Raw genomic sequence first — 21,945 nt, 5'->3', positions numbered from 1 at the left:
TGTTTATGATCTACGAATCTAAAGTTATGTTTGGATTACCTTCAGTATTTATATCTAATTCTTCTCGGCGAATTGTCTCTTGAGCTTCCACGGTATCTTTATCGACAATTTTTGTAATGCGGACTTCTTCACGGATAAAAGTTTCTTTACGAAATTCTGGTTTTTCTTCGTACAATTCTATACGAGCTATCACACCAGATTGAAAATCCATTTCGCTAGGTGTAACTATTTGACCTATAGTTGAAGGTGTGGCGCGTTCAACTAGAACTCTTTCTTTTGTAATTGGTATAGAAACTGTTGCTGTTTCAGTTTCTATATGCTTGCTAACAGCTACTTCGCCAGTTTTAACTCGATTTTTGTTAGCAATTAATCTTTCTTCGTATAACTTGAAAATCTGGTGATTTTGGTTGCTTAAATCATACAAAGAAGGTTCTTGCTGATAACTGTAAGTATCACGATCGCTAGATTGGATTGAGGAAGTATTTTGATCGCGATAGATGCCACGCACCTGTTCTTCATAATCGTAATCTACTACAATGCGATCGCTATACTCTGGTAAGTGGGCTACTTGCTCTCTACTTAAACCATCTACATAGACTTGTTGGGCGTTATAATCAATTCGGGATAGACCAATTGGTAGTAATATTTGTTTGCCAGAATATTCCATACCTGTATCAATGACCAAATACCGAAACTTGCCTTCATTATCTACTAAAGCATCGGCTACTTTACCAATATGATTACCACCTTCAGTATAGAGAGCCATTGATTTAACGTCTTCTCCATTAAAGGTTTGACGGTAGTTTGCATCGAAGTCTTCGAGCTTATAAAGAGGCATCGTTTTATTTAATACAAAATAATACTTACCTATATACAGTAAAAATATATATAAATATCTTCATCCTTCTGATGGCTGAAATAACTCGATCTTTAGGCTGAATAAAAGTTGTAATCCAAAATTTAAAATTACTTTTCAGTATAGGTATTTCAAATAATGAAAATATCTAACCAAAACTGGTTAGCTTTGTTACAAAAAAATAAAGTAATTGCAGTTATACGCTCTAGCAATAAAGATTTAGCGTTGCAAATGGCTTTTGCTGTAGCTAAAGGGGGAGTAAAACTAATCGAAATTACTTGGAATAGCGATCGCGCATCCGAAACAATTTCCCAATTGCGTGACGAGTTGCCAGGCTGTACGATAGGTACGGGAACGCTTTTGACTCTAGAGCAACAAAGAAAAGCGATCGCATCGGGAGCGCAATTTTTATTTACACCCCATACCGATATAGCAATGATTGAAGCATCGGGAGATATACCGATTATACCGGGAGCGCTGTCACCAACGGAGATTGTAACAGCTTGGAATGCTGGCGCAAGTTGTGTAAAAGTGTTTCCCGTGCAAGCAGTGGGGGGAGCAAGCTACATTAAAAGCCTGCAAGCACCGCTTGGACATATACCGTTAATTCCGACTGGAGGGGTGACGGTAGATAATGCTAAGAGTTTTTTATTAGCAGGTGCGAGCGCTATTGGACTTTCTAGAGAGTTATTTCCCCAGGAGTTAGTTGTAAAGCGAGATTGGGAGGCGATCGCACTTCGATGTCAAAATTTGCTGAAACAGCTAACGGGAAAGTAATTTTTCTGGCTGCAATTTGCGATCACTGGCGACATCGGGAATAAATTTTTCTAGCAGTCTCGCTATGATGGGCAGAAAACCAATAACTGCAACTACGCCCATGACGTTGAATATAATTTGAGCGTTAGCTACTTGACGACCGACATCATCGCCAGATATTGATGAGACTAATTGTACTAATAGCGGCGCAAACAACAGTCCTAAAGCCACACTTACCAAATTGAATAGCAAATGAAACACCCCAGTTCGCAGTGCGGGACGACCGCGCCCAATGGTTGCTACGAGGGTATCGGCGCAAGTACCAATTTCTGCACCTAACATAATAGCAATACCTGCGGGTAGAGAAATTAAGCCCGAACCTGCCAAAGTAACTACAATTGCTACAGTGGCGGAAGAAGATTGAATAATTATTGTAAAAATTGCTCCAACTAGCGCCCCTAAGAGCGGATTTTGAGCGAGAGATTTCATTAAATTAAGAAAAGGCTGGTACTCTCTAAACGGTTTCATTGCTTCGTCAATGGCTTCTAAACCATAAAACATTAAGCCAAATCCTAACAGCACAATACCGAGAGTTTTTAGTGTTTGTCCTTTACCTACAAACAGTAGTAGCAAGCCTCCAAACATCAAAATTGGAATATATTTATCTATGTCAAGGGAAATGATTTGAGCGCCTACAGCAGTCCCAATATTTGAACCCAAAACCACGCCAAGAGATTGCACAAAGGTCAATACTCCCGCACTTACCATCGCAATTACCATAATGATAGTAACGGACGATGATTCAAGTAATGTTGTGGCTACAGTTCCCGTTGCAACTCCCGCAAAACGGTTAGTGGTAAATTTGGCAAGTATATTTTTCATGCGATCGCTTCCCATGTCTTCTAATCCTTCGGCTAGGCGCGTCACACCGTAGATAAACAGGACTAAACCTGCTAATGCACCCATAGCCATTGCAAAAAAGTCGATAATTTCTTCTTCTGCTTCTTTTTCGTTAGTTGGGTTTGGCGCTTGAGCAATTTCAAAGTTAATTTTCGCCTCGGATTGTTGAGACTGAGCTAAAGTAGAAGCTTGGGTACTGTATTCCACACCTGGTAAGCCAGAAAACAATTGCAGCGTTCTATTAGCTAAAGAAGGAGAGGTAATTAAAGCGGCAACTAAAAGACTAATGCTTAGAAACTTAAGGACTTGACTGTTATTTTTTTTCTTAACAAACACAATCAAAAATGCTACTTAAATAACATTACGAGATGTCCATACAAGCATAAAAAGTTTTGATAAGATCCTTTTATTCAATAAGTCATATATTTAATAGTCTTAAAGTATTTTTAAACAAAATTCAGCCATTAATTAACCTTAAATTAAACAATTTCTAATAATTATCACTCTACTTAGTTCCGATTGTTTTTATTTACAAAAAAGTTTCAAATTTCAAATAAAAAGTATCAGCTAATACTTTATTTTTGTTATAAGTATGCAATCAAAAATTAGTTTTCCTACCTCAATCAAAGGCTAAACAAGACCGATTCATGAGTTATTACAGCACCACACAGAATACATTTAAGCCTAACTACCTTACAAAGTTACAAGCCAGGATTTTAGCGTGTCCATACTTAGCAGTTAACAATCTCAACCGCGACTTTATAGCAACTAAGGGGTTTTCTGTAGTGTTTCAGAAGTCGCATATTAGCGAAGTTGAGCGTTGCTTTCCTTTTTTTAAAAACTATCTGAACGTTGCTTTGCAAGAGGATTGTAATGCTTTTTATCTCAATCCTTTGGTGTTAAACCAGGGTTCGCGGGTCGATCCGCACATAGATCGGAGTTTGCGATCGTATTGTAAAACTATCGCTCCTCCTGCTATGGTTAGCGTCTTATACGTGCAAGTTTCCTCAGAGTTGGAAGGTGGCGAATTAGTGTTGCGTCACGGTAAAAAACAAGTTGGCTGTATAAAGCCGCAATACAATACTTTGGTGCTTTTTCAAGGAGATTTGACGCACTCAGTAAATGAAGTTAAAAGTGCAGTTTCTAATCGTTTAAGTTTAGTTTGCGAACAGTATAATCTTGTAGAGCGAGAACTTGAGCAAATTCCAGAATTTACTATTGAGTCGAGAAAATTGAAATAGAGTTATATTTTTAGATTTTTAAAAGAAGTTTCCTATGCTGAAATTTTATTACCACCCACTTTCCCCAATTTCGCGGCGCGTATGGCTTCTACTATTAGAAAAACAGATTCCCTACCAGCTTATTGAGGTTAATCTAGGAACTGGTAAGCAGTTTGAGCCGGAATTTTTGACAATGAATCCTTTTCACCATGTACCTGTAATTGTAGATGGTGATTTTCGGGTATTTGAATCAATAGCAATTTTAGAATATCTTGAACTGTGCTATCCCGATCTAGCTTTAATACCTACCGAGATTCAAGCAATTACTAAAATGCGGATGGTGCAACAAGTCGCCGTAAACGAATTGATGCCAAATTTGATCGCCGTTGTTAATGCCGAACAACAGCCTTTATCTAGTGCTGTTCAGACGCGCCTAGCTACGGCTTGGCAATTTTTGGATGATGAGTTACAAGGAAAAACGTATTTTGGAGGCGATCGCCTAAATCTTGGTGATATTGTGGCAGGTGCGACGATTCCACTCTTTTACCGTTTGGGAGTTTCGTTAAATGGCTATCCTTGCTTAGACGCTTGGCGAGAACGTATTAGCAATCGCCCATCTTGGCAACAAACTAGATCGGACGATCCTAGCTTTCAGCGATGGCAAAAGTGGGTTCAACTCCAAATCAAGCGCAAAAGTAAATTAACTTAGCTGCGTAACTAATCGAGCTTCTAGCAAAGTTTGATTTGTAAGCAAGTCTTCAACAGTCATTCTCAAAAAACGCTGGGAGTCAACGTAAAATAAAACCCGAATGCGATCGCTTCCGGGAAATCCTGGCGGCGTTAATTGAGCAATGGAGGCGGCTTTGTCATTTAATGGCTGTACTTGAATTTGACTATCTTTTTGGCGACGAGTAATCAACATTTCGCCGTCATAAAAAACCTCGGTTGCTCCCGTTTCGCTTCCCAATTCACCAATAATTAATTCAATACTTGGTTGATTTTCAACCGAAGCGCCTAATACTAGCTCTACCGGATCTTGCATTGGGTACGGTTGTCCGGTTTTAATTAAAGGATGCCAATTGTGGCGATTGTTGCGCCGATCCCAATAACGGACACCGTAACTGTGATAAAGAAAGTCTTTTACTTCTACGCCTTGAGTAAGTTGGAGTGCGCCAGATGCGATCGCTTCAAAGGGTTTTTTGTTACTTATTAACGCTGGATCGAAATACTTTTGCACCCAATTTTGCACTACAGGCATTTGCGAAGTACCGCCAACTAACAGCACTGCATTGATATCGGCAATTTCTAAACCTTGTCGCCGCGCTTGATACAATAGCTGCGTCATACATTCGTCTAGTTGCTCAAAAAACTGATGTTCTTCAAGGATGGTTTCTAAAGTATCGCGGTTTAGTTCTAATTCATAGCTGTCTAAGGTTTCGTCATCAAAATAAACTTCGCTTGCTTGAGTTTGGGAAGATAGTTGAATTTTTACCCGCTCCGCCAACCTAGCTGTTAACGATGTAGCGGCTAATCCTTGAGTTTTAGCAAAGTATTCAACTAACCAGTTATCAATATCTGTACCGCCCAAATTTTGCCCAGCTTTAGCTAAAACACGAGCGGTTTTTAACTTTTGTCCAGATTTTTCAGCTAAGGATTTTTGCCCGAATTTGAGTAAAAAGCCTAAAGTAGTTTTACCCGCTTGGATGCTTGCATCTAGACGTACCAAAGATAAATCTAAAGTACCGCCGCCAAAATCAATTACTAGCAAATTTTCTTTATCTGCCATACCATAACCTAAAGCGGCGGCGGTAGGCTCATCAAGCATTCTAACTTGCTCTATAGGCAAAGTTTGGCAAGTTTCCCCCAGCCAGTGACGGTAAGATTCAAAGCTATCTACAGGTACAGTTAAAACTAAAGATTCTATACTTCCTAGTTGGGAAATTAGATTAGTCAAAAACCATGTCCCGATTTGCTCAAAGGTGATAATTTGCCCGTCTAATTCTGGTAAAAAGCCCTGAATATTTGCGCCAATACCGCGTTTGAAACTGCGGAAAAATCTTGGATCGTTTTTGCTATCGTAACCGCGATCGCGCACTTGTTGCCCAATTAATACTTTACCTTCGGCGGCATTTTCTACATATACTAAGCTAGGAATTAAAGGCGGATTTGCCCCGATTTGCTGAGATAAGCCCGGAATGCTGACAGTTTCCGATTGTCCGGTGACGGGATTAATGCGAGTTACACAGGTATTACTTGTACCAAAATCGATTGCAAACATAGATAGCGGTGCGGCGGAATTAAAATTATTTTCTCATAAGCCATTCGGCTTCTACGCGGGAAATCGCTTCTTCTTTAGCTTTAGCTTCTATTTCGATCCAAGGTGCTTGACGGTACACACTAGGCATATCGGTAATAAAATCGCTATGAGTGCGATCGCTAAAACTATTTTGTCCGTTAGAAATATGTACTAATTGCCAATCTGAGTTACTCCAAGTTTCTCTTGCTGCATAAAACATTTCAGTTACCGAGGGATCGTCATAGGTTGTCAAACCTTCGTGGCAAATGTGATGATGAGCATCAAATACCATCGGTACGCCGGATCTATTGCATACTTCTAAAATCTCTGCGGAACTATAAGAGTATTCGTCATTTTCAAAGGTTAAGCGATCGCGGATATAAGTAGGTAACTGTGCTAAAACTTCAACCAACCTATCTATTCTTTGCGATTTTCCGCCGTGAATGTTCATTAATGCCCAAGGACTTCGCGGTAAACCTAGTAAATCAAAGACTTTTGCGTGTCCTTCTAAGATTTTGATGCTATTTGCCAATACTTGCTCAGAATCGGAACTTAAAACCACAAATTGATCGGGATGAGATACTAATCTAATGCCTAATTTCTGAGCTTTTTCGCCAATTAAAGCTAATTGCGCGCTCATTGATTCCAGGATTGTTTCGCCGATATTGTCTTCCCAATCGCTCATCGGAAACAAACCAGAAGGTAGCCTATAAAGCTTGATTGAGTGTTGCTGACAAAAATCTACAGCTTTATCTAGACGACTAATATTGTCACTATAAAGATTTGTGAGAGTTGTTTGGCGATCGCCATCGCTTAGTTTTAAGTAGCGAGTACGGGTAATTGTGCGATAGCGAATGTCTTTAGAAGCTGTAACACAGACTAATCCTAAGTTTGGTTGATTTACCAGGATTTTTTTATTTATTTGAGCAGCAGTCATGAATATCTTTTTGATTTTTCTTTATTAGAGCTATTCATTAACTACTTTTTTAAGTATCCCAAGGCAGAATTTTTTATTAATTTAATATTCATCTATCTTTAGATAGATTTTAAAAACTTGTTCAAACTATTGCTCTGTCGTTGGGCGATCGCTTAAGAAGATAATCCTAAATCCCTAGGATTCGCCACAGCACGGCATAATTTTCTATAATAGTTAAGGTGTAACTTGTCAATACATCTAAATACTTCTTTAGAGTAATGGCAAATAAAAGAGACATTTCTTAAAGTAAGAATCCAAGGGGGGACAAAATATAAGTTTGTTTCGCGCCATTAAATAGAGAGCTATCTAAATACAAACTCATCTCCAAAAAAAGACTAACGTAATGAAGAATAAGCAATCGTCAGAAGCAACAACATTTTTAGATAGCCTGAGAAATGGTATTTGGTTGGTTGGTATTTCGTCTTGGTTGTTTGGAATCACCGATAGAAGTATTGCTTCCTTTGCAGACGGGTATTTGTCAGCATTAGATATAGTGCAGCTTTTCACCGCATCATTCTTTTTTGTAAGCTGGTTGTTTTTGAAGCCTGCATCTAGAGTTTCAAGCTAGATAAGCAACGTAAGTAGTAAAATTCTAGGCAAAACAAGTTTGAGCCTATGACTGCCTTACTACAAGAAATCAAACTAAGCTTACTAAAGCTAACTGGTAGTGTTATTGAGTCCTTACCAGGGATAATGTTTGCGATCGTAATTCTCCTAATAACTCGTTATATTGCTAATTTTACTAAGCGCCTAGCAACAGCAACGGGAAGACGGGTACTAAAAAGCCATTCATTGCGATCGCTACTAACACAAATTAGCTATGTAGCAACTTGGGTAGCGGGAATATTATTTGCTTGTGTAATGGCTTTTCCCGATTTGGGATTGGGCGATATTGTTGGCTTATTAGGTTTAGGCTCGGTAGCGATTGGTTTTGCTTTTCAAGATATCTTCAAAAACTTTTTAGCAGGAATATTATTGTTACTAAACGAGCCTTTTCGCTTAGGAGATCAAATTATTGTCAACGAGTATGAGGGAACAATTGAGGATATTACTATTCGCTCAACTCAAATAAAGACCTATCAAGGAGAGCGCGTAGTAATTCCCAACTCTATTGTATTTACAAGTCCCGTGCAGGTACTTACAGCAATGCCTCATCGCCGCACAGATTTAGCATTAGGGATTGATTACAATACACCTTTAACTAAAGCAATAGATATTTTAGTTAAAACCGTTGCTACTGTACCAGGAGTATTAGCCGCTCCTTTACCAGAAGTGGACGCTGTAGGGTTTGGGGATAGTTCTATAGATTTAATGATTCGTTATTGGACATTACCGCAAAAAGTCGAAGTGCGCCAAACCAAAACTCGTGTAATTATTGCTCTAAAAACCGCCTGCGAACAAGCCGAGATTCCCATCCCCTACCCGATTCGGACTTTGTATTATTACAATAATGGGCAAGAAGGCGATCGTTTTCCCACCTCCGCAGGCAGCGATTTAGGGTAAAGAAATTGAGAAGATATTATATGAATCTAAATGTAGAGACGTTGCGTTGCAACGTCTTCAATCTTTTCAGCAATGCCAGAGTTTTAAGTAGTATATTCGGCATTAATTTTCACGTAATCGTAGCTGAGATCGCAACCCCAAGCCGTACCCGTTCCCGAACCATTGCCAATACAGACAGAAATTAAAATTGTGTCATCTTTTAAGTAACGACTAGCAGCGCTTTGGTCATCTTCAACGGATAAACCGCTATTACTATAAGCACTAAGTTTCTCAACTCCTTGATTTGGAACAATGCTAGAAGCTTTTTGTTTCATATAGTTACTTGCTGCGGCGCGATCGAAAGCTAGAGGTTGACCATTTTCCATTAACAGAAAATCCCCTAACATAATCCGTAAGTTCTCCTGTTCAAAAGGGACACCAGCGCGTCCTGCGGCTGCCGCAATCCTGCCCCAATTGGGATCGCGTCCAAAAACGGCAGATTTGAATAAAGCCGAACCGACAATAGTTTTAGCAACTTGCCGAGCAGATTTTTCATCAGTAGCGCCAGAAACTTGCACCTCAATAAGACAAGTAGCGCCTTCACCATCACGAGCGATCGCCTTTGCCAAATGCTGACAGACAGCCGTTAACATTGCTTCTAACTTTTCCGCTTCCGTGCCCATTTCTGTAATTGCCGGAGTGCGAGATTGACCATTAGCAAGAGCAATAAGAGCATCATTGGTACTTGTATCGCCATCAACCGTAATTTGGTTAAAACTTTTATCTGCCGCGCGGCTTAACATTTGTTGCCATAGAGCCGGAGAAACCACCGCATCGCAGGTTACGAAAGCTAGTAGTGTAGCCATATTGGGGTGAATCATTCCCGAACCCTTACAGATGCCACCAATGCGTACAGGGCGATCGCTAAACGTAGTTTCTAGAGCAATAGATTTTGTGACTAAATCCGTAGTAACAATAGCTTGCGCCGCCGCATCGCTGCCAGTATTGGAAGCCGCCGCCACGAGTTGAGGAATACCCGATCGCATTGCCTCCATTTTAATTTGTTGACCAATTACTCCAGTAGAAGCAATTAACACTGATTCTGAGGGAATGCCCAAAGCTTGACCGAGTAGCATGGCACTTTCTAAAGCATTCAGCCAGCCTTGAGAACCGGTAGCAGCGTTTGCTTGACCAGCATTACAGAGAATGGCACGAGCGCTAGGTTTAGCTTGTAGTAGCTGACGGCAATAGTCTACGCAAGCAGCACGGACTTGGGACGTAGTAAAAACCCCTGCTGCGATCGCATCTACATCGGATAAAATCAGCGCCAAATCTGGCAAACCCGAAGGTTTTAGACCTGCCTTAATTCCTGCCGCCCGATAGCCTTTAGGAGCAGTAACACCCCCGCTAATTTCGTGCCAGTCTGCCATTATTTTGTGCCTGTACATTCGTTTAGCTTGGCATTATAGCGTTTGTGGGGGGGATTGCGATCGCAACTTAAAGATTACAAAGACTCGGATGTTTACCTAAAAGATTTTTTTACAAAGAGTTTGGGGAATAATTCGTTTCTGGTCTACTTGCCGAAAACTTGAACGCTCATCGACAAGACCCTTTTGCAGGGGGTTTGGGGGAGGCAACTCGTCCCCCAATGGGGGGTTTGGGGGGCAGACCCCCCAATTCTTGGTTTTTCTTAGGATAAGCTTTGTAGATTCTAAGATAGAAGATACACCTAATATTTTTATCCGCATGACTTATTACGTCATTTACGACGGCAACTGCAACCTTTGTACAAATTTAGTCCAAATCCTCGAAACCATAGATCGGGGTGAATTATTCCAATACGCACCAATGCAAGCAGAAGAAACCCTTAAGCGTTGGGACATTACGCCCAATAATTGCGAACTAGGGATGATAGTAATTGATGCCAACGACCCCAAAAAACGTTGGCAAGGAAGCGCCGCCGCCGAAAAGATCGGGGAATTATTGCCCCTAGGAGGAGTATTTGTAGCGGCTTATCGACTTTTACCCGGATTAAAATGGACAGGCGATCGCCTTTACGAGCAAATCCGCGACAATCGTTACAGTTGGTTTGGTAAACGCGACACTACTTATAATTCTGCTTACAACATTGATTGCGGCTGTAATCCTGGCAAAAAACTTTAAGTATTAAATAATTCAATAATCTGCCGACAAAAGTGTTTTAACTGTTCGCCAGCTTCAGGCTTAGGTTGAGTTTCGCCTTCACATCGCCAATCTTCCACCGTAGAAAGTCGCCATTGTTTGCCCCGATGATCGAAACCCGCCGCTTCCACGCCAATGCAAGAAACTTTATTATTCATTGGATCTTGATAAAAACGAATTTGAATTAAAATGCTACGACTTTGAAACAACTTACTTCTACCAGGGAAATGCAAGCCAATATCAATCGAATCTGGATCGATTAATTCCCTAGTTTCTGGATCGTTTTGCCAAGGTTTGAGATCCGACTTAATTTCCGGAAACTCACTTTTAAACAAATTGACGACAGAGGCAATTTTACTTGTAAGTTCTAGGTTAGTTGCCGCTTCTGCTGCATTCACAAGAAAAATGCTCCTACCTTTGGATCGCGGGGATAGATATCGCTATAAATACTACTGCTATTGTGTTTCAGCTTATCAAATTTTAGAGAACTTAGGCGCTCATTAAAGTAAGCATTAATACCTAACTAAACCGCTAAAGTTTTTCTACCTAGAGCAAGTCGCGCTTTTGTTTGGCGCTTAAGCTCAGTAGCGATCTAAAATGACACTGTTCGTTAACAGATAGAAAATTAGGTTATGGTGCGTTCTCGGTCGATTTTGTCATTAATTCTGGCTATGGTGGCAGTATTTTTAATTAGTTGTAGTAGTCCCACGGTGGCTAAAGTATCTCCAACTTATACCCCCGCTCAAATCGAGCAAATTCAGGAATATGCTCCTACTTTACTAGCTTTACGCGATCGCATGAGTGAAATTCCTGTCCTCATTCAACGGCGAGATTGGATTGGAGTTAGGAATTTTATTCACGGGCCCTTGGGTGAATTGCGGCTAAAAATGACTTACATAACCCGCAACTTGCTACCAAAAGAGCAAACAAAAGCGCGGCAAATCACGCGAGAATTGTTTGATGACTTAGTAAAAGTCGAGCAAGCAATTGAAGAAAACAGCACCACTGGAGCAGTACGTAGTTACCAAAATGCCTTTGCAGACATCAATAAATTTGTAGATTTGATTCCTAAACAAGCTGTCCCCGCACAGGTAGAGGATTAGGAAAACAGAGAGACGTTTCGGTGAAACGTCTCTCTTGCAAATAATCATGAATCACATAGTAATTATCGGCTGCGGCGTAGTTGGGGCAACGATCGCCTACGAGCTTAGTTTAATCCCCGGACTAAAAATTACCGTTTTAGATAAACAACCACCCGCCCAAGGCTCTACCGCCGCCGCTTTAGGTGTATTAATGGGCATCATTAGCCACAAAACTAAAGGCAAAGCCTGGCAAATGCGATCGCACAGCATTGAGCGCTATACAACCCTAATTCCCGAACTAGAAGCAATTACCAAGCGAACAATTCCTTACAATCAACAGGGAATTTTAAAACTTTGCCCAGAGGGAGAAGATTTAGCCAAATGGGAAAAATTAGCCGCAATTCGTTCTGAGCAAGGATGGCAGTTAGAATTATGGGATAGCGCCAAACTAAAAGCGAGTTGTCCGCAAATAGATTGTCAAAATATCCCCGCAGCAATTTATTCTCCCCAAGATATCCAAGTAGATCCTGTAGCGCTAACTTTAGCCTTAGTAGATGCGGCAAAAAGTCGGGGCGTAATTTTTCATTTTGATGCCACAAATTTACAATACGATCTGACTACTGCTAATCTTCACCATGTAGTTAAATCTGTACAAGGCAAAGTAATAGATTGCTTAGTAGTAGCTGCTGGCTTAGGTTCGTTGCAGTCTCTTCCTAACTTGCAAATTCCACCTCTACTAGATATTAGACCCGTACTAGGTCAAGCAATCCATATCCGCTTACCAAACTCTTTAGGAAACCCAGAGTTTCAACCTGTAATTACTGGTAACGATGTGCATATAGTGCCGTGTTTAACTAGCAATCCTGTTACAGATTACTGGATTGGGGCAACGGTAGAATTTCCCTTAGAATCGGGGCAAGTTGTACCAGAAGCAGAAAAACTAGAGGCAGTTAGACACCGTGCGATCGCCTATTGTCCGGCATTAGCAGCCGCCACTACCATCAAAACCTGGTCAGGGTTGCGCCCCCGCCCTGAAGCCCGTCCCGCCCCCATAATTGAGCTTTTAGAGGGGTTTAGTAATGTTCTTCTCGCTACTGGGCATTATCGGAATGGGGTTTTATTAGCTCCAGCTACAGCCCAGAGGATTATAAAATTATTAGACAGTTTCTTGGTATCGTAACGACATAAAGAAATAACTTCTGCTTAATAGCGCGATCGTGACAGAAAATAAAATTAAAGTTGGCGGACTTGATTGGTTTTACCGTGAGTCTACGCCTAGAAGCGAAACAGACTTAGTACCTGTCGTTTTATTACATGGCTTGCCATCTCACAGCTACAGTTGGCGGCAAATTATGCCAGCATTGGCAAATCAAGGTACAAGAGCGATCGCTCCCGATTGGGTTGGTTTTGGCTATTCTGCTAAACCCGATAAAAAAGAATTTGCCTATACTCCTGACGCTTTTATAGATGCTCTAGCGGACTTTTTGCAAGCCCTAAAACTCGAACGTTTTTCTTTAGTAGTACAAGGCTTTTTAGGTTCTGTAGGCTTGCAGTATGCTTTGCGTCATCCTGAGCAAATTGAAAGTTTAGTTATTTTAAATACCCCCCTCTCCTCTAGCGCCAAGCTACCTTGGCAAATGCAACAATGGGGCTTACCCTTAGCTGGAGATATGTTGACTCAAGATCCGTTGCTAGTTGATCGCACTCTTGAAGGTGGTAGTCGTTACCGAATTAGCGATCGCGATTTGGACACTTACCGTCAGCCATTTCTCAAAAGTTCCGCCGCCGGACGCAGTTTAATGTATACAATCCGCAATTTGCAAAGGCCCTCCGCAATGGCAGAAATCGAAGCGGGATTTAAACAATGGCAGTATCCTACAGCTATTATTTGGGGCATAACCGATCCTTGGCTACCGCTTTCAATGGCACAAAATTTTGCCGCCTCTATCAAGCACTCAGAATTTATCAAGCTAGAAGAAGCCGGACACTATCCTCAAGAGCATTTCTATGACCTAGTTTTAGAGAGCCTTTTACCTTTTGTTCGCCGGGTCAGTTGACGGCTACAAGTATCAGCCTGAGTATGAATACTCAGGCAAAACCACTTCTACAAGAAACCTTCTAAAGCTTGAGTCCTAGGGTAGTTAACTGGTCTAATACTTTAGATACACTTTGTTCTAAACTTTCTTTATCGGTACTACATTCTACGTCTGGATTAATCGGTGGCTCGTAAGGATCGTCTATCCCAGTAAAATTTTTAATTACTCCTGAACGAGCTTTTTTGTATAGCCCCTTTACATCTCTTTGTTCGCATACTTCTAGAGGTGCATTGACGTAAATTTCAATAAAGTTGCCGATGCGTTGGCGTACTTCAGTGCGAATTTCTCTATAGGGTGATATCGCCGAAACTAAAACAATTACCTGATTTCGAGTTAATAAATTGGCTACAAAACCAATACGTCGGATGTTTTCATCACGATCTTCTCTACTAAATCCCAAGTCTTTAGTCAGGTTCTGACGTACTATATCACCATCTAAAACTTCAACTTTACACCCCTTTAGCCGTAGTTCTGTTTCTACTGCTTGGCTAATTGTGGTTTTACCCGCGCCGCTCAAGCCTGTAAACCACAGTGTCACACCAATATGTCCGCGCTCCATTAAAAAATCCTTACTAATGTATTTATTGCTCGTTATAATTATCAACTAAATACTTCTGCTTTATGACAGTTGACAAAATAATTTAATTGCGATACAAAAGCTTACTAAGTGGTAATTTTTGGTAATGGTAACCGATTGGAAAGGTAAATTATCCCCATTAGCTATACAACCTGTGTAATTGGCTATGAAACCCTACTTAAAAACAAAAACACTCGCACATTGAGGCTACCACACCCTCTATAGTTGATAATTACTTAAAGCTGGGGATAAAATAGGCGCTTTTTTCAACATAAACAGTGATCGCAATAACAATCAAAATTCCAACAACAGCAATTTTATAAATAAGAATTTCAATAACGGTACTATTAACAATGGCAATTTTAATAACAGGAACTTTAACAACGCAAACTTAAAACAAGCTATTCGCGTCAATCTTAATATTTTAGTCCATCGTTATTTTGGGATAAATTATATCTACAACCGCTCTAACAGTAATTACTAACAAATAAACTTAAGTAAGAGTTCGCTTAAGTTTATTTAAGTTGCCATCTAATCTAAATTACTTTTTTATAAGCTTCATATAATTTATTAGTATAGTTATTAAAACTGAATAACTTTGCCCTTTCTTTTCCCGCTAATGAAAGTTGTGTTTGCAAGAAAGGATCGGTAATTAAAGTCTCTATCTGATCTCTAATATTAACTACATCGTAAGGGTCTACATAAAGAGCCGCATCGCCACATACTTCCGGTAACGAAGAAACATTAGATACAATAGTTGGGCATCCTAAAGCCATCGCTTCTAAAGGAGGTAAACCGAATCCTTCATATAGAGAAGGAAAAACAAAGCAGCAAGCACCTTGATACAAATAAGTCAGATCGCTTCTTGATATGTATTCAAGAAATTTTATCTTTTTTATAAAATATTTAGGAAAAACTTTTTGAAGTTTACCAATTTCATCTTCCCATAACCATCCTTTTTTACCAACAATAACTAAAGGCATAGAAGTATCTAGTTTTATATACGCCTCTATCAATCGCCCTAAGTTCTTTTTTGGCTCTATAGCTCCAACAAAAAGGATATATTCTTTCACACGCAATCGGTACTGTTTTAATAATATTAAAAGCTCATTTTCATTAAATGTATATTGTGGTTGTATAACGGGTTGATACGTGACAAAGATTTTATCAGAAGAAACATTAAAAATATCTATTATGTCTTTTTTAGTGTGTTCTGAAACTGCTAAAATAAGATGGGATTTTTCAATAGATTTTTTTATCAGTTTAAAAAAGAAATTTTTATCATCCAAAGTTGTATAGGGTAACTTCAAAGGAATTAAATCATGAATAGTAGTTATTTTCTTGGCTTTATCTACCTCTAGCGGCATCGGACAAGTTGAGTGCCATATATCTATCTTTTTTGCAAATCTAACTTTATTTGTTATTCTGAAATTTTTGTATAAAAAATTAGCAATATCATAACAATTATGAGCGGTAAAAATATTTTCAGAATTTACTAAATCAAAAAACAAGTCTGATTCTTGCTTGATTATAAAATTACTATTATTTAAGTTTTTTACTTTTGGGTAAAATTGAGTAACCGTAGAAAGTAAGCTTTTAATTTGATTAAGTTTTGTAGCTCTCGTATGTTGCCTATCAAAAAATAATACTTCATTTAAAATTGACTTAGGACTCCCACTAGAACGACTGCATAATAAATTCACATTTGCTTCAAGCAAATTTAAAGCTTTAATTAAACTTATACCATAGGTTTTTATACCTGTACCTTGAATAAGTTCTAAGTTATAGCAATCTATTAATACATTAATTCCGTTCAAATTCATTCGATTTGTTTAGTAAGGTAATTTATGTGAATAAAATTATATTTACATTATAAAAAAAGCAGCTATTAATCTAATTATAGTAATCCTATGCACATTCATAATTGGTTATCTAGTCAAACAATATTAAGGTAACAAGAAACTGCTTCTTGAGACTCGCCAATAAACTTTAACTGCCCTTTGTCTAACCATATTACTTTGCCACATGATTTTTCAATAAATTCTAGATCGTGAGATACTACTAATATCGTTGCATTTGCACTCCAAAACTTGTTGATGCGCTGCTGACACTTGTTTTTAAAACTTTCATCTCCTACGGAAAGAACTTCATCTAGAATTAAAATATCTGGTTGTACGTCTGTTGCGATCGCAAACCCTAAACGCGCTACCATACCTGATGATAAAGCTTTTACTGGCATGAAAGCATAATCTTGTAACTCAGAAAACTCTAAAATTGAAGGTATTCTTTGCCGCATTTCTGCTCTAGAAAATCCTAACAACACTCCATACAGAAGAATATTGTCTTCTACAGAAATTTCAGGATCGAACCCTGCGCCCAACTCAATTAGAGGCGCAATATGTCCCCGTACCCGAACTTTGCCACTGGTTGGTTGTAGAATACCACAAATAACTTTAAGTAGCGTTGACTTCCCTGCTCCATTTGCTCCTATTATGCCAATTTTTTCGCCAGGAGCTACTACTAAATCGATTTTATTTAATACCAAATTCTTTGCTGGCTGACGATATTTACCCTGCAAAATAGATAAAATCGTCTTTTTCAGATCATAAGAAAATTCTTCTTGCGTTCGTCGCCAAAGCGAAACTTGCTCCAGACGAATTACTTCCATTTACAGCAAATCCATAAATTTATGTCGCCACAGGTGAAATACAGTCCATCCAAAAGCCATAACAACAATACTACTGAGCAAACTACCCCAGATCAAACTCAGGTCTGGCGATGTTTGTTCTAAAGAAATTTGACGCAAACTCTCAATAATGGGTGATAAAGGATTTAAGGATAAAAAAGGTTTTATCTGTTTCGGAACAATATCGGCGGGGTAAAATACCGGGCTACTTAATAATAACATAAATACAACTAATTCATAAAAATATGGTAAATCTCTAAAGAAAACATATAGCGCACTAACCAAAAAACCAATGCCAGTACAAACTAAAACTAAAGCGGTACATGGTACTAAAAGTGCTATTAAGTTGACTAAACTGTGAGATTTAATCAGCGTAATCACTGCCAATAAAGGCAAAACTCCTATAGCAAATTGAAATACATTGGCGGCAATTAGCGATACCGGGAAAATACTTATTGGCAAACGAATTTTATTTAAAATAGCTCCATTACCCACTATGCTTGTCAAAGCTTGAGATGTAGAAGCTGAAAAGAAATTCATTACTACTAAGCCAGTAAATGCTGCTAATATGTAGTTGGCAACAGAATTATGATAATAGGAAGCAAAAGTCGCCCCAAAAATTGCTGTATATAGCCCAGTCATAATTAATGGGTTTAATAAAGACCAATAAACCCCCAATAAAGAACCTCTATAACGTACTTTGAGATTCCGTGATACTAAAACATTTAATAATTCCCAATAGCGGTGTATTTCTCGCTGTTGCGAGATTCCTAATCGGTTAAAACGCTTTTTATAAAGTTTAAGAGATTTATTAACTATCTTCTGCAACAATTTTTGCTTACCCACTGACTATTTACTTAATTTTTAGCAACAAATCCTATATTATATAAGCCCCATTATCAAAAACAGCTAGAAACAAGTTAACTAAAAATCATCATGGAGATTCTATCATAAATTGTTTTAAGCTTTAACTATTCGCCCAATAAAATTTAGTCTGGGCAAAGGGTAAAACCATTGCTAAGGCTTGTGTTTGTAATACGGCAAGATTTTATGACAATGTTGAACTAAGGTGTTTGTAGGCGCGATCGCCTCTGCGCTAAAGCTCTGTACCTTTAAAATACCTGATTTGACCAAGTTTTTAGGAGGTTTTTTAGGGTCGAGTTCCCCAGATTAATTGCTGTAAAGCCTCAATATGCTTTAATAAGGAGCAAAAAGCTTGGAGGTTTGAGTCGGGAAGAAGTTAGCTTGCTTTCTATTGATCTGGTAAACTAACTGCGCGATCGCCTAGCTTTGAGGATGATTGTTAGTGGATCTAGCGCGATCGCCTAGAAGCAATTTTTATTTAGTTGATGTAATCGACTTTTTAGACATTGCCAACTCTTGATAGCCTTATCAAGGTGTAATTTGCTAACTACTTAATATCACAGCTATTTTTTTAAGGTTGTCCATTTTATAATGTTAATTTATAGAATTTTTAGAAAATGTAAACCAAGGCAAAAAATAATTTAATAGAAGGTAGTTAACTCTACTCTATTTTTAGACAGTATAAAAGAATGAATTAATTGATATTTGTTTATTGTTATTGATAAACAGTAAAATTCCAAATTAGATTGAGTAAATGATAATTGTAATAATCCTAAATCGTCTACAAAAAATGGACAGTTTCGTTTCCTAGTTTCCCCAGCAAAAAACGGATTGCTGCAACTTGAAATATTTATTAAATAAAAAGATAAATGGTTGATATTGTAGAATTTTTAGTAAAATAAATAAAGTATGAAAAAAATTTTAGTTACTGGCGCAGCAGGTTTCATTGGTTTTCATCTAAGCAAATACTTACTTAGTATAAATGTACAAGTATTTGGTCTTGATGATCTTAATGATTACTATGATGTAAATTTGAAGCTAGATAGATTAGCTTTATTAAAAAAGTATCCAAACTTTCACTTTCACAAAATAAATTTGGCTGACGGTGAGGAGGTAGCTAAATTATTTACTCAAACAAACTTTGATATAGTTGTTAACTTAGCAGCCCAAGCTGGGGTACGTTATTCTTTAAAAAATCCCCACGCTTATATAAATAGTAACTTGATCGGTTTTACCAACATTTTAGAAGGTTGTCGTTACTCAGAAGTTCAGCATTTAGTATTTGCGTCTTCTAGTTCTGTTTATGGTGCTAACACCAAAATGCCTTTTTCAACTCACGACAACGTAGACCACCCTATCAGCTTGTACGCTGCTACTAAAAAAGCTAATGAGTTGTTAGCGCATACCTACAGCCATTTGTATAAATTGCCAACTACAGGATTGCGTTTTTTTACAGTTTATGGGCCGTGGGGAAGACCAGATATGGCGCTTTTTATGTTTACTAAAGCTATTTTAGCAGGACAGCCAATAAATGTTTTTAATCAAGGAAAAATGCAGCGAGATTTTACTTATATTGATGACATTGTAGAAGGTGTTGTTAAAGTAATGGATAAAACACCAAAACCTAACCCTAAATGGTCGGGAGACGCGCCAGATACCAGTACCAGCAATGCTCCCTACAAAATATACAATATTGGCAACAGTCAACCTGTAGAATTAATGTACTTCATTAAAGTATTAGAAAATTGTATTGGTAAAGAAGCTAAAAAAAATCTGCTACCAATGCAATTAGGCGATCTTCCTGCAACTTATGCAGACATAAACGATTTATATAATGATGTAGGGTTTAAGCCTACTACTTCTATTGAAATCGGAATCGAACGCTTTGTAGCTTGGTATAAAGACTATTACAAAGCTTAATATTTAGTTATCCCTTTTCCAAACTGGTAAGTTACATTTTTTTAGCTGTTTTTTCTACTTTTTAAACTGTCTTTCCAGAAATAGTACACTTATTGGCTGGACGCAAATTAAATCTATCCTCTTTGTAGGTGACAGATTCCGCTACACTGAGTCATGGTTTATTACATTATTTTAAGTTGGCATGGAAATAGGACAACAAGTAAAAGTTTGCCGTCTCCGAGATCGAGTACCATCGACGGTTGTGAAACGGCTAGGGGCAGTAGGAACTGTTAAAGGCTTTAAAATTCTGGACGGTATGAACTTAGGCGTGGTAGTTCAGTTTGAAGATGAATTTACTACCTGGTTTTTTGCAGATGAACTAAAAGCGGTTTAAAAGTCGCATGGTGTTGGGGATATCTCTTAATAGGTAGCCCCAACTAGCCATTGAGGAACTACCCTTTTAAATAGACTCAACCTTTGAAAAATAACCATGTCACTGATATTAACCTTTTTGGGTAAAGGCGGCAGTGGTCGCACGACAATAGCGATCGCTGCTGCGAAGAAATTAGCAAGCCTTGGTAAGCGTGTACTTTTGGCGGTGCAAGACACTGTAGCCATAAATTTGCTTTTAGAAACCCCGGTAACGTCAGAAGTCCAGCAAATAGATACTAACCTCGACGCAGTGCATTTAAAAACTTCCGCATTATTGGAACGTAACTGGGAAGAAGTAAAAAAGTTAGAAGCCCAATACTTACGGACACCAGTAATTAAAGATGTTTACGGGCAAGAATTGGTAGTATTACCAGGAATGGACAAAGCCTTAGAACTTAACGCCTTACGGGAATACGACGCAAGTGGAAAGTACGATGCGATCGTTTATGATGGCAGTGGCGATGCCTCTACACTACGAATGTTGGGAATGCCGGAAAGTCTTAGCTGGTACAGCCGTCGCTTTGGTAAGTTGATTACTGAATCTGATTTAGTTAAAACAGTTTCGCCGTTTCTTCAGCCTTTGATAGCGACGGTATTTAACGTTAGTTGGACGGGTGACAATTTCGCTGCGCCTACTAACCAAGCTACAAATATTTTAGAACAAGGGAAAGCTGCTTTAGCTGACCCCAAAAGGCTTTTAGCTTATTTAGTTACCACAGATAATCCTTTAAATATCGCAACGGCTACTTATCTATGGGGTAGCGCTCAACAAGTAGGGTTAAATGTTGGGGGTGTATTATTCAACCAAACAGATAGTACGCCAACAACGGAAGATTTTTCGCCTTTACCCATTAGCACTATTCCTAGCAGCCCAATTGGTAATTGGCAACCGTTAATTGATGCTTTGCCTGATTTTACGCAAAATACAGAAGTGCCAAAACCAATAGAGTTTGATGTTGTAAATCGTCAAGTTAAGCTATTTTTGCCCGGATTTGACAAAAAACAGGTAAAACTTACTCAATCAGGGCCAGAAGTGACTATTGAGGCGGGAGATCAAAGACGCAATATATTTTTACCGCCGGGATTAAGTGGTAGAACGGTTAATGGCGCAAAGTTTCAGCAAGGTTATTTGATAATTACGCTCTAACTATAGCGATGTTGGGGCAGACAGGTTTTGTACTGCCCGCAATAGTGAAAAATTTTGATAGCTCCAATTATTTATGGCTTTACCTCGTGCTTGGCTAGTTTTGCCGATTTTAGGGCTAACATTTTGGTACGGTAGTGATGTTGCTAGCGATCGCATATTAAGCCGTCCCTACGGAACTGTGGCGCAGCTAGAAGCCGATGCTCAATTAGAAGTAAAGCTATCGGTTACTATTGTTGTAATTAAGGCGGAAATTGATAAGGAGCTTGGTTTTACCACTGTTCAAGTTAAAAATACTAATCCTGTACTAACAAGTTTAGAATTTCAGTTTCCAGTAACAGAATTTGCTCAAGTAGAATCGGCAATTTCTCAAGAATTAGGCTTATCTATTGCCGAAGTGCGAAAGCTAGTCCGCTATCGAGTTAGAAATGATTAAGAACTAATTGTTTAGTGTAAGGTCATCTATCCCAGGGCTAAAATAAAGGTAATAATTAAATA

The 21,945-nt window shown here is 38.7% G+C and carries 23 protein-coding genes; 13 read left to right on the top strand and 10 right to left on the bottom strand.

Annotated elements, in window-relative coordinates; translation table 11 throughout:
• Positions 1 to 10 precede the first annotated feature (10 nt).
• Entirely contained in the window at positions 11 to 838 is an 828-nt protein-coding gene (locus SYN7509_RS0203290) for a DUF2382 domain-containing protein (protein ID WP_009631257.1), read from the bottom strand.
• Between the two features lie 156 nt (positions 839 to 994).
• Between SYN7509_RS0203290 and SYN7509_RS0203285 the strand changes: the two genes are divergently transcribed.
• Positions 995 to 1,633: a bifunctional 4-hydroxy-2-oxoglutarate aldolase/2-dehydro-3-deoxy-phosphogluconate aldolase gene (locus SYN7509_RS0203285; protein ID WP_009631256.1), complete on the top strand. Its 639-nt coding sequence runs from the start codon at positions 995 to 997 to the stop codon at positions 1,631 to 1,633.
• Here SYN7509_RS0203285 and SYN7509_RS0203280 read toward each other — a convergent pair.
• Complete coding sequence (locus SYN7509_RS0203280; RefSeq protein WP_009631255.1) at positions 1,619 to 2,848, bottom strand: Na/Pi cotransporter family protein; 1,230 nt, start codon at positions 2,846 to 2,848, stop codon at positions 1,619 to 1,621. The genes SYN7509_RS0203285 and SYN7509_RS0203280 overlap by 15 nt on opposite strands.
• A gap of 311 nt (positions 2,849 to 3,159) precedes the next feature.
• Between SYN7509_RS0203280 and SYN7509_RS0203275 the strand changes: the two genes are divergently transcribed.
• The gene (locus SYN7509_RS0203275; RefSeq protein ID WP_009631254.1) at positions 3,160 to 3,753 is read left to right on the top strand and encodes a 2OG-Fe(II) oxygenase; all 594 of its coding nucleotides are present in this window, start codon (positions 3,160 to 3,162) and stop codon (positions 3,751 to 3,753) included.
• Between the two features lie 34 nt (positions 3,754 to 3,787).
• Positions 3,788 to 4,441, top strand: a complete 654-nt coding sequence (locus SYN7509_RS0203270) for a glutathione S-transferase family protein (protein ID WP_009631253.1) — start codon at positions 3,788 to 3,790, stop codon at positions 4,439 to 4,441.
• Here the strand turns inward: SYN7509_RS0203270 and SYN7509_RS0203265 are convergent.
• Positions 4,433 to 6,010, bottom strand: a complete 1,578-nt coding sequence (locus tag SYN7509_RS0203265; protein ID WP_009631252.1) for an Hsp70 family protein — start codon at positions 6,008 to 6,010, stop codon at positions 4,433 to 4,435. The genes SYN7509_RS0203270 and SYN7509_RS0203265 overlap by 9 nt on opposite strands.
• A 25-nt stretch (positions 6,011 to 6,035) precedes the next feature.
• Positions 6,036 to 6,965, bottom strand: a complete 930-nt coding sequence (gene uvsE / locus SYN7509_RS0203260; RefSeq protein WP_009631251.1) for a UV DNA damage repair endonuclease UvsE — start codon at positions 6,963 to 6,965, stop codon at positions 6,036 to 6,038.
• Between the two features lie 382 nt (positions 6,966 to 7,347).
• On the opposite strand from uvsE, the gene SYN7509_RS28185 reads away from it, so the two are divergent.
• Together SYN7509_RS28185 and SYN7509_RS0203255 are read left to right on the top strand one after the other, a co-directional pair.
• Positions 7,348 to 7,572 (top strand): hypothetical protein, encoded by a 225-nt coding sequence (locus SYN7509_RS28185; protein WP_071994143.1) that lies wholly within the window; start codon positions 7,348 to 7,350, stop codon positions 7,570 to 7,572.
• A 47-nt stretch (positions 7,573 to 7,619) separates the two neighbouring features.
• Positions 7,620 to 8,507, top strand: coding sequence for a mechanosensitive ion channel family protein (locus SYN7509_RS0203255; protein WP_009631250.1), 888 nt, complete (start codon positions 7,620 to 7,622; stop codon positions 8,505 to 8,507).
• Between the two features lie 83 nt (positions 8,508 to 8,590).
• On the opposite strand, the gene argJ is transcribed toward SYN7509_RS0203255, so the two are convergent.
• The gene (argJ, locus tag SYN7509_RS0203250) at positions 8,591 to 9,916 is read right to left on the bottom strand and encodes a bifunctional ornithine acetyltransferase/N-acetylglutamate synthase (protein ID WP_009631249.1); all 1,326 of its coding nucleotides are present in this window, start codon (positions 9,914 to 9,916) and stop codon (positions 8,591 to 8,593) included.
• 316 nt (positions 9,917 to 10,232) lie between these two features.
• Between argJ and SYN7509_RS0203240 the strand changes: the two genes are divergently transcribed.
• Positions 10,233 to 10,649 carry a thiol-disulfide oxidoreductase DCC family protein gene (locus SYN7509_RS0203240; RefSeq protein ID WP_009631248.1) on the top strand — a complete coding sequence of 139 codons (417 nt, stop codon included), beginning with the start codon at positions 10,233 to 10,235 and terminating at the stop codon, positions 10,647 to 10,649.
• Here the strand turns inward: SYN7509_RS0203240 and SYN7509_RS0203235 are convergent.
• On the bottom strand, positions 10,646 to 11,065 hold the full coding sequence (locus SYN7509_RS0203235; protein WP_009631247.1) for a hypothetical protein: 420 nt from the start codon (positions 11,063 to 11,065) through the stop codon (positions 10,646 to 10,648). The genes SYN7509_RS0203240 and SYN7509_RS0203235 overlap by 4 nt on opposite strands.
• A gap of 234 nt (positions 11,066 to 11,299) precedes the next feature.
• On the opposite strand from SYN7509_RS0203235, the gene psbQ reads away from it, so the two are divergent.
• From psbQ to SYN7509_RS0203220, 3 genes are read left to right on the top strand one after another with little or no spacing between them, the layout of a single operon-like run.
• Complete coding sequence (gene psbQ, locus SYN7509_RS0203230; protein ID WP_009631246.1) at positions 11,300 to 11,770, top strand: photosystem II protein PsbQ; 471 nt, start codon at positions 11,300 to 11,302, stop codon at positions 11,768 to 11,770.
• A gap of 46 nt (positions 11,771 to 11,816) precedes the next feature.
• Positions 11,817 to 12,929 carry an NAD(P)/FAD-dependent oxidoreductase gene (locus tag SYN7509_RS0203225; RefSeq protein ID WP_009631245.1) on the top strand — a complete coding sequence of 371 codons (1,113 nt, stop codon included), beginning with the start codon at positions 11,817 to 11,819 and terminating at the stop codon, positions 12,927 to 12,929.
• A gap of 37 nt (positions 12,930 to 12,966) precedes the next feature.
• Positions 12,967 to 13,806 (top strand): alpha/beta fold hydrolase, encoded by an 840-nt coding sequence (locus SYN7509_RS0203220; RefSeq protein ID WP_009631244.1) that lies wholly within the window; start codon positions 12,967 to 12,969, stop codon positions 13,804 to 13,806.
• A gap of 61 nt (positions 13,807 to 13,867) precedes the next feature.
• Here the strand turns inward: SYN7509_RS0203220 and cysC are convergent, their stop codons facing one another.
• The 4 genes from cysC to SYN7509_RS0203200 all read right to left on the bottom strand — a co-directional run bounded on the left by cysC (position 13,868) and on the right by SYN7509_RS0203200 (position 17,954).
• Positions 13,868 to 14,404 carry an adenylyl-sulfate kinase gene (gene cysC, locus SYN7509_RS0203215; protein WP_009631243.1) on the bottom strand — a complete coding sequence of 179 codons (537 nt, stop codon included), beginning with the start codon at positions 14,402 to 14,404 and terminating at the stop codon, positions 13,868 to 13,870.
• 554 nt (positions 14,405 to 14,958) lie between these two features.
• Positions 14,959 to 16,245, bottom strand: a complete 1,287-nt coding sequence (locus SYN7509_RS0203210; protein WP_009631242.1) for a glycosyltransferase family 4 protein — start codon at positions 16,243 to 16,245, stop codon at positions 14,959 to 14,961.
• 113 nt (positions 16,246 to 16,358) lie between these two features.
• Entirely contained in the window at positions 16,359 to 17,090 is a 732-nt protein-coding gene (locus SYN7509_RS0203205) for an ABC transporter ATP-binding protein (RefSeq protein WP_009631241.1), read from the bottom strand.
• On the bottom strand, positions 17,091 to 17,954 hold the full coding sequence (locus SYN7509_RS0203200) for an ABC transporter permease (RefSeq protein WP_009631240.1): 864 nt from the start codon (positions 17,952 to 17,954) through the stop codon (positions 17,091 to 17,093). It lies immediately after the preceding gene.
• A gap of 927 nt (positions 17,955 to 18,881) precedes the next feature.
• Here SYN7509_RS0203200 and SYN7509_RS0203195 point away from each other — a divergent pair.
• From SYN7509_RS0203195 to SYN7509_RS0203180, 4 genes are all read left to right on the top strand, one after another.
• Positions 18,882 to 19,892, top strand: coding sequence for an NAD-dependent epimerase (locus tag SYN7509_RS0203195; RefSeq protein ID WP_009631239.1), 1,011 nt, complete (start codon positions 18,882 to 18,884; stop codon positions 19,890 to 19,892).
• A gap of 181 nt (positions 19,893 to 20,073) precedes the next feature.
• The gene (petP, locus tag SYN7509_RS0203190; RefSeq protein WP_009631238.1) at positions 20,074 to 20,265 is read left to right on the top strand and encodes a cytochrome b6f subunit PetP; all 192 of its coding nucleotides are present in this window, start codon (positions 20,074 to 20,076) and stop codon (positions 20,263 to 20,265) included.
• Positions 20,266 to 20,361: 96 nt separating this feature from the next.
• Positions 20,362 to 21,450: a Get3/ArsA fold putative tail anchor-mediating ATPase NosAFP gene (locus tag SYN7509_RS0203185; RefSeq protein WP_009631237.1), complete on the top strand. Its 1,089-nt coding sequence runs from the start codon at positions 20,362 to 20,364 to the stop codon at positions 21,448 to 21,450.
• 73 nt (positions 21,451 to 21,523) lie between these two features.
• Entirely contained in the window at positions 21,524 to 21,883 is a 360-nt protein-coding gene (locus tag SYN7509_RS0203180) for a hypothetical protein (protein ID WP_009631235.1), read from the top strand.
• The last annotated feature ends 62 nt before the right edge of the window (positions 21,884 to 21,945 follow it).

This window comes from Synechocystis sp. PCC 7509 (assembly GCF_000332075.2).
In the GTDB taxonomy this organism is placed as follows: domain Bacteria; phylum Cyanobacteriota; class Cyanobacteriia; order Cyanobacteriales; family Chroococcidiopsidaceae; genus Aliterella.
This window is presented reverse-complemented; position numbering and strand designations above follow the sequence as displayed.

What these genes read in the sequence shown, in the direction of transcription:
- petP (WP_009631238.1), top strand. Translation starts at nt 20,074, where the DNA reads ATGGAAATAGGACAACAAGTAAAAGTTTGCCGTCTCCGAGATCGAGTA.
- SYN7509_RS0203180 (WP_009631235.1), top strand. Translation starts at nt 21,524, where the DNA reads ATGGCTTTACCTCGTGCTTGGCTAGTTTTGCCGATTTTAGGGCTAACA.
- psbQ (WP_009631246.1), top strand. Translation starts at nt 11,300, where the DNA reads ATGGTGCGTTCTCGGTCGATTTTGTCATTAATTCTGGCTATGGTGGCA.
- SYN7509_RS0203285 (WP_009631256.1), top strand. Translation starts at nt 995, where the DNA reads ATGAAAATATCTAACCAAAACTGGTTAGCTTTGTTACAAAAAAATAAA.
- argJ (WP_009631249.1), bottom strand. Translation starts at nt 9,916, where the DNA reads ATGGCAGACTGGCACGAAATTAGCGGGGGTGTTACTGCTCCTAAAGGC.
- SYN7509_RS0203205 (WP_009631241.1), bottom strand. Translation starts at nt 17,090, where the DNA reads ATGGAAGTAATTCGTCTGGAGCAAGTTTCGCTTTGGCGACGAACGCAA.
- SYN7509_RS0203255 (WP_009631250.1), top strand. Translation starts at nt 7,620, where the DNA reads ATGACTGCCTTACTACAAGAAATCAAACTAAGCTTACTAAAGCTAACT.
- SYN7509_RS0203290 (WP_009631257.1), bottom strand. Translation starts at nt 838, where the DNA reads ATGCCTCTTTATAAGCTCGAAGACTTCGATGCAAACTACCGTCAAACC.
- SYN7509_RS0203225 (WP_009631245.1), top strand. Translation starts at nt 11,817, where the DNA reads ATGAATCACATAGTAATTATCGGCTGCGGCGTAGTTGGGGCAACGATC.
- SYN7509_RS0203240 (WP_009631248.1), top strand. Translation starts at nt 10,233, where the DNA reads ATGACTTATTACGTCATTTACGACGGCAACTGCAACCTTTGTACAAAT.
- SYN7509_RS0203210 (WP_009631242.1), bottom strand. Translation starts at nt 16,245, where the DNA reads ATGAATTTGAACGGAATTAATGTATTAATAGATTGCTATAACTTAGAA.
- SYN7509_RS0203265 (WP_009631252.1), bottom strand. Translation starts at nt 6,010, where the DNA reads ATGTTTGCAATCGATTTTGGTACAAGTAATACCTGTGTAACTCGCATT.
- uvsE (WP_009631251.1), bottom strand. Translation starts at nt 6,965, where the DNA reads ATGACTGCTGCTCAAATAAATAAAAAAATCCTGGTAAATCAACCAAAC.
- SYN7509_RS0203185 (WP_009631237.1), top strand. Translation starts at nt 20,362, where the DNA reads ATGTCACTGATATTAACCTTTTTGGGTAAAGGCGGCAGTGGTCGCACG.
- SYN7509_RS0203195 (WP_009631239.1), top strand. Translation starts at nt 18,882, where the DNA reads ATGAAAAAAATTTTAGTTACTGGCGCAGCAGGTTTCATTGGTTTTCAT.
- SYN7509_RS0203270 (WP_009631253.1), top strand. Translation starts at nt 3,788, where the DNA reads ATGCTGAAATTTTATTACCACCCACTTTCCCCAATTTCGCGGCGCGTA.
- SYN7509_RS28185 (WP_071994143.1), top strand. Translation starts at nt 7,348, where the DNA reads ATGAAGAATAAGCAATCGTCAGAAGCAACAACATTTTTAGATAGCCTG.
- SYN7509_RS0203275 (WP_009631254.1), top strand. Translation starts at nt 3,160, where the DNA reads ATGAGTTATTACAGCACCACACAGAATACATTTAAGCCTAACTACCTT.
- cysC (WP_009631243.1), bottom strand. Translation starts at nt 14,404, where the DNA reads ATGGAGCGCGGACATATTGGTGTGACACTGTGGTTTACAGGCTTGAGC.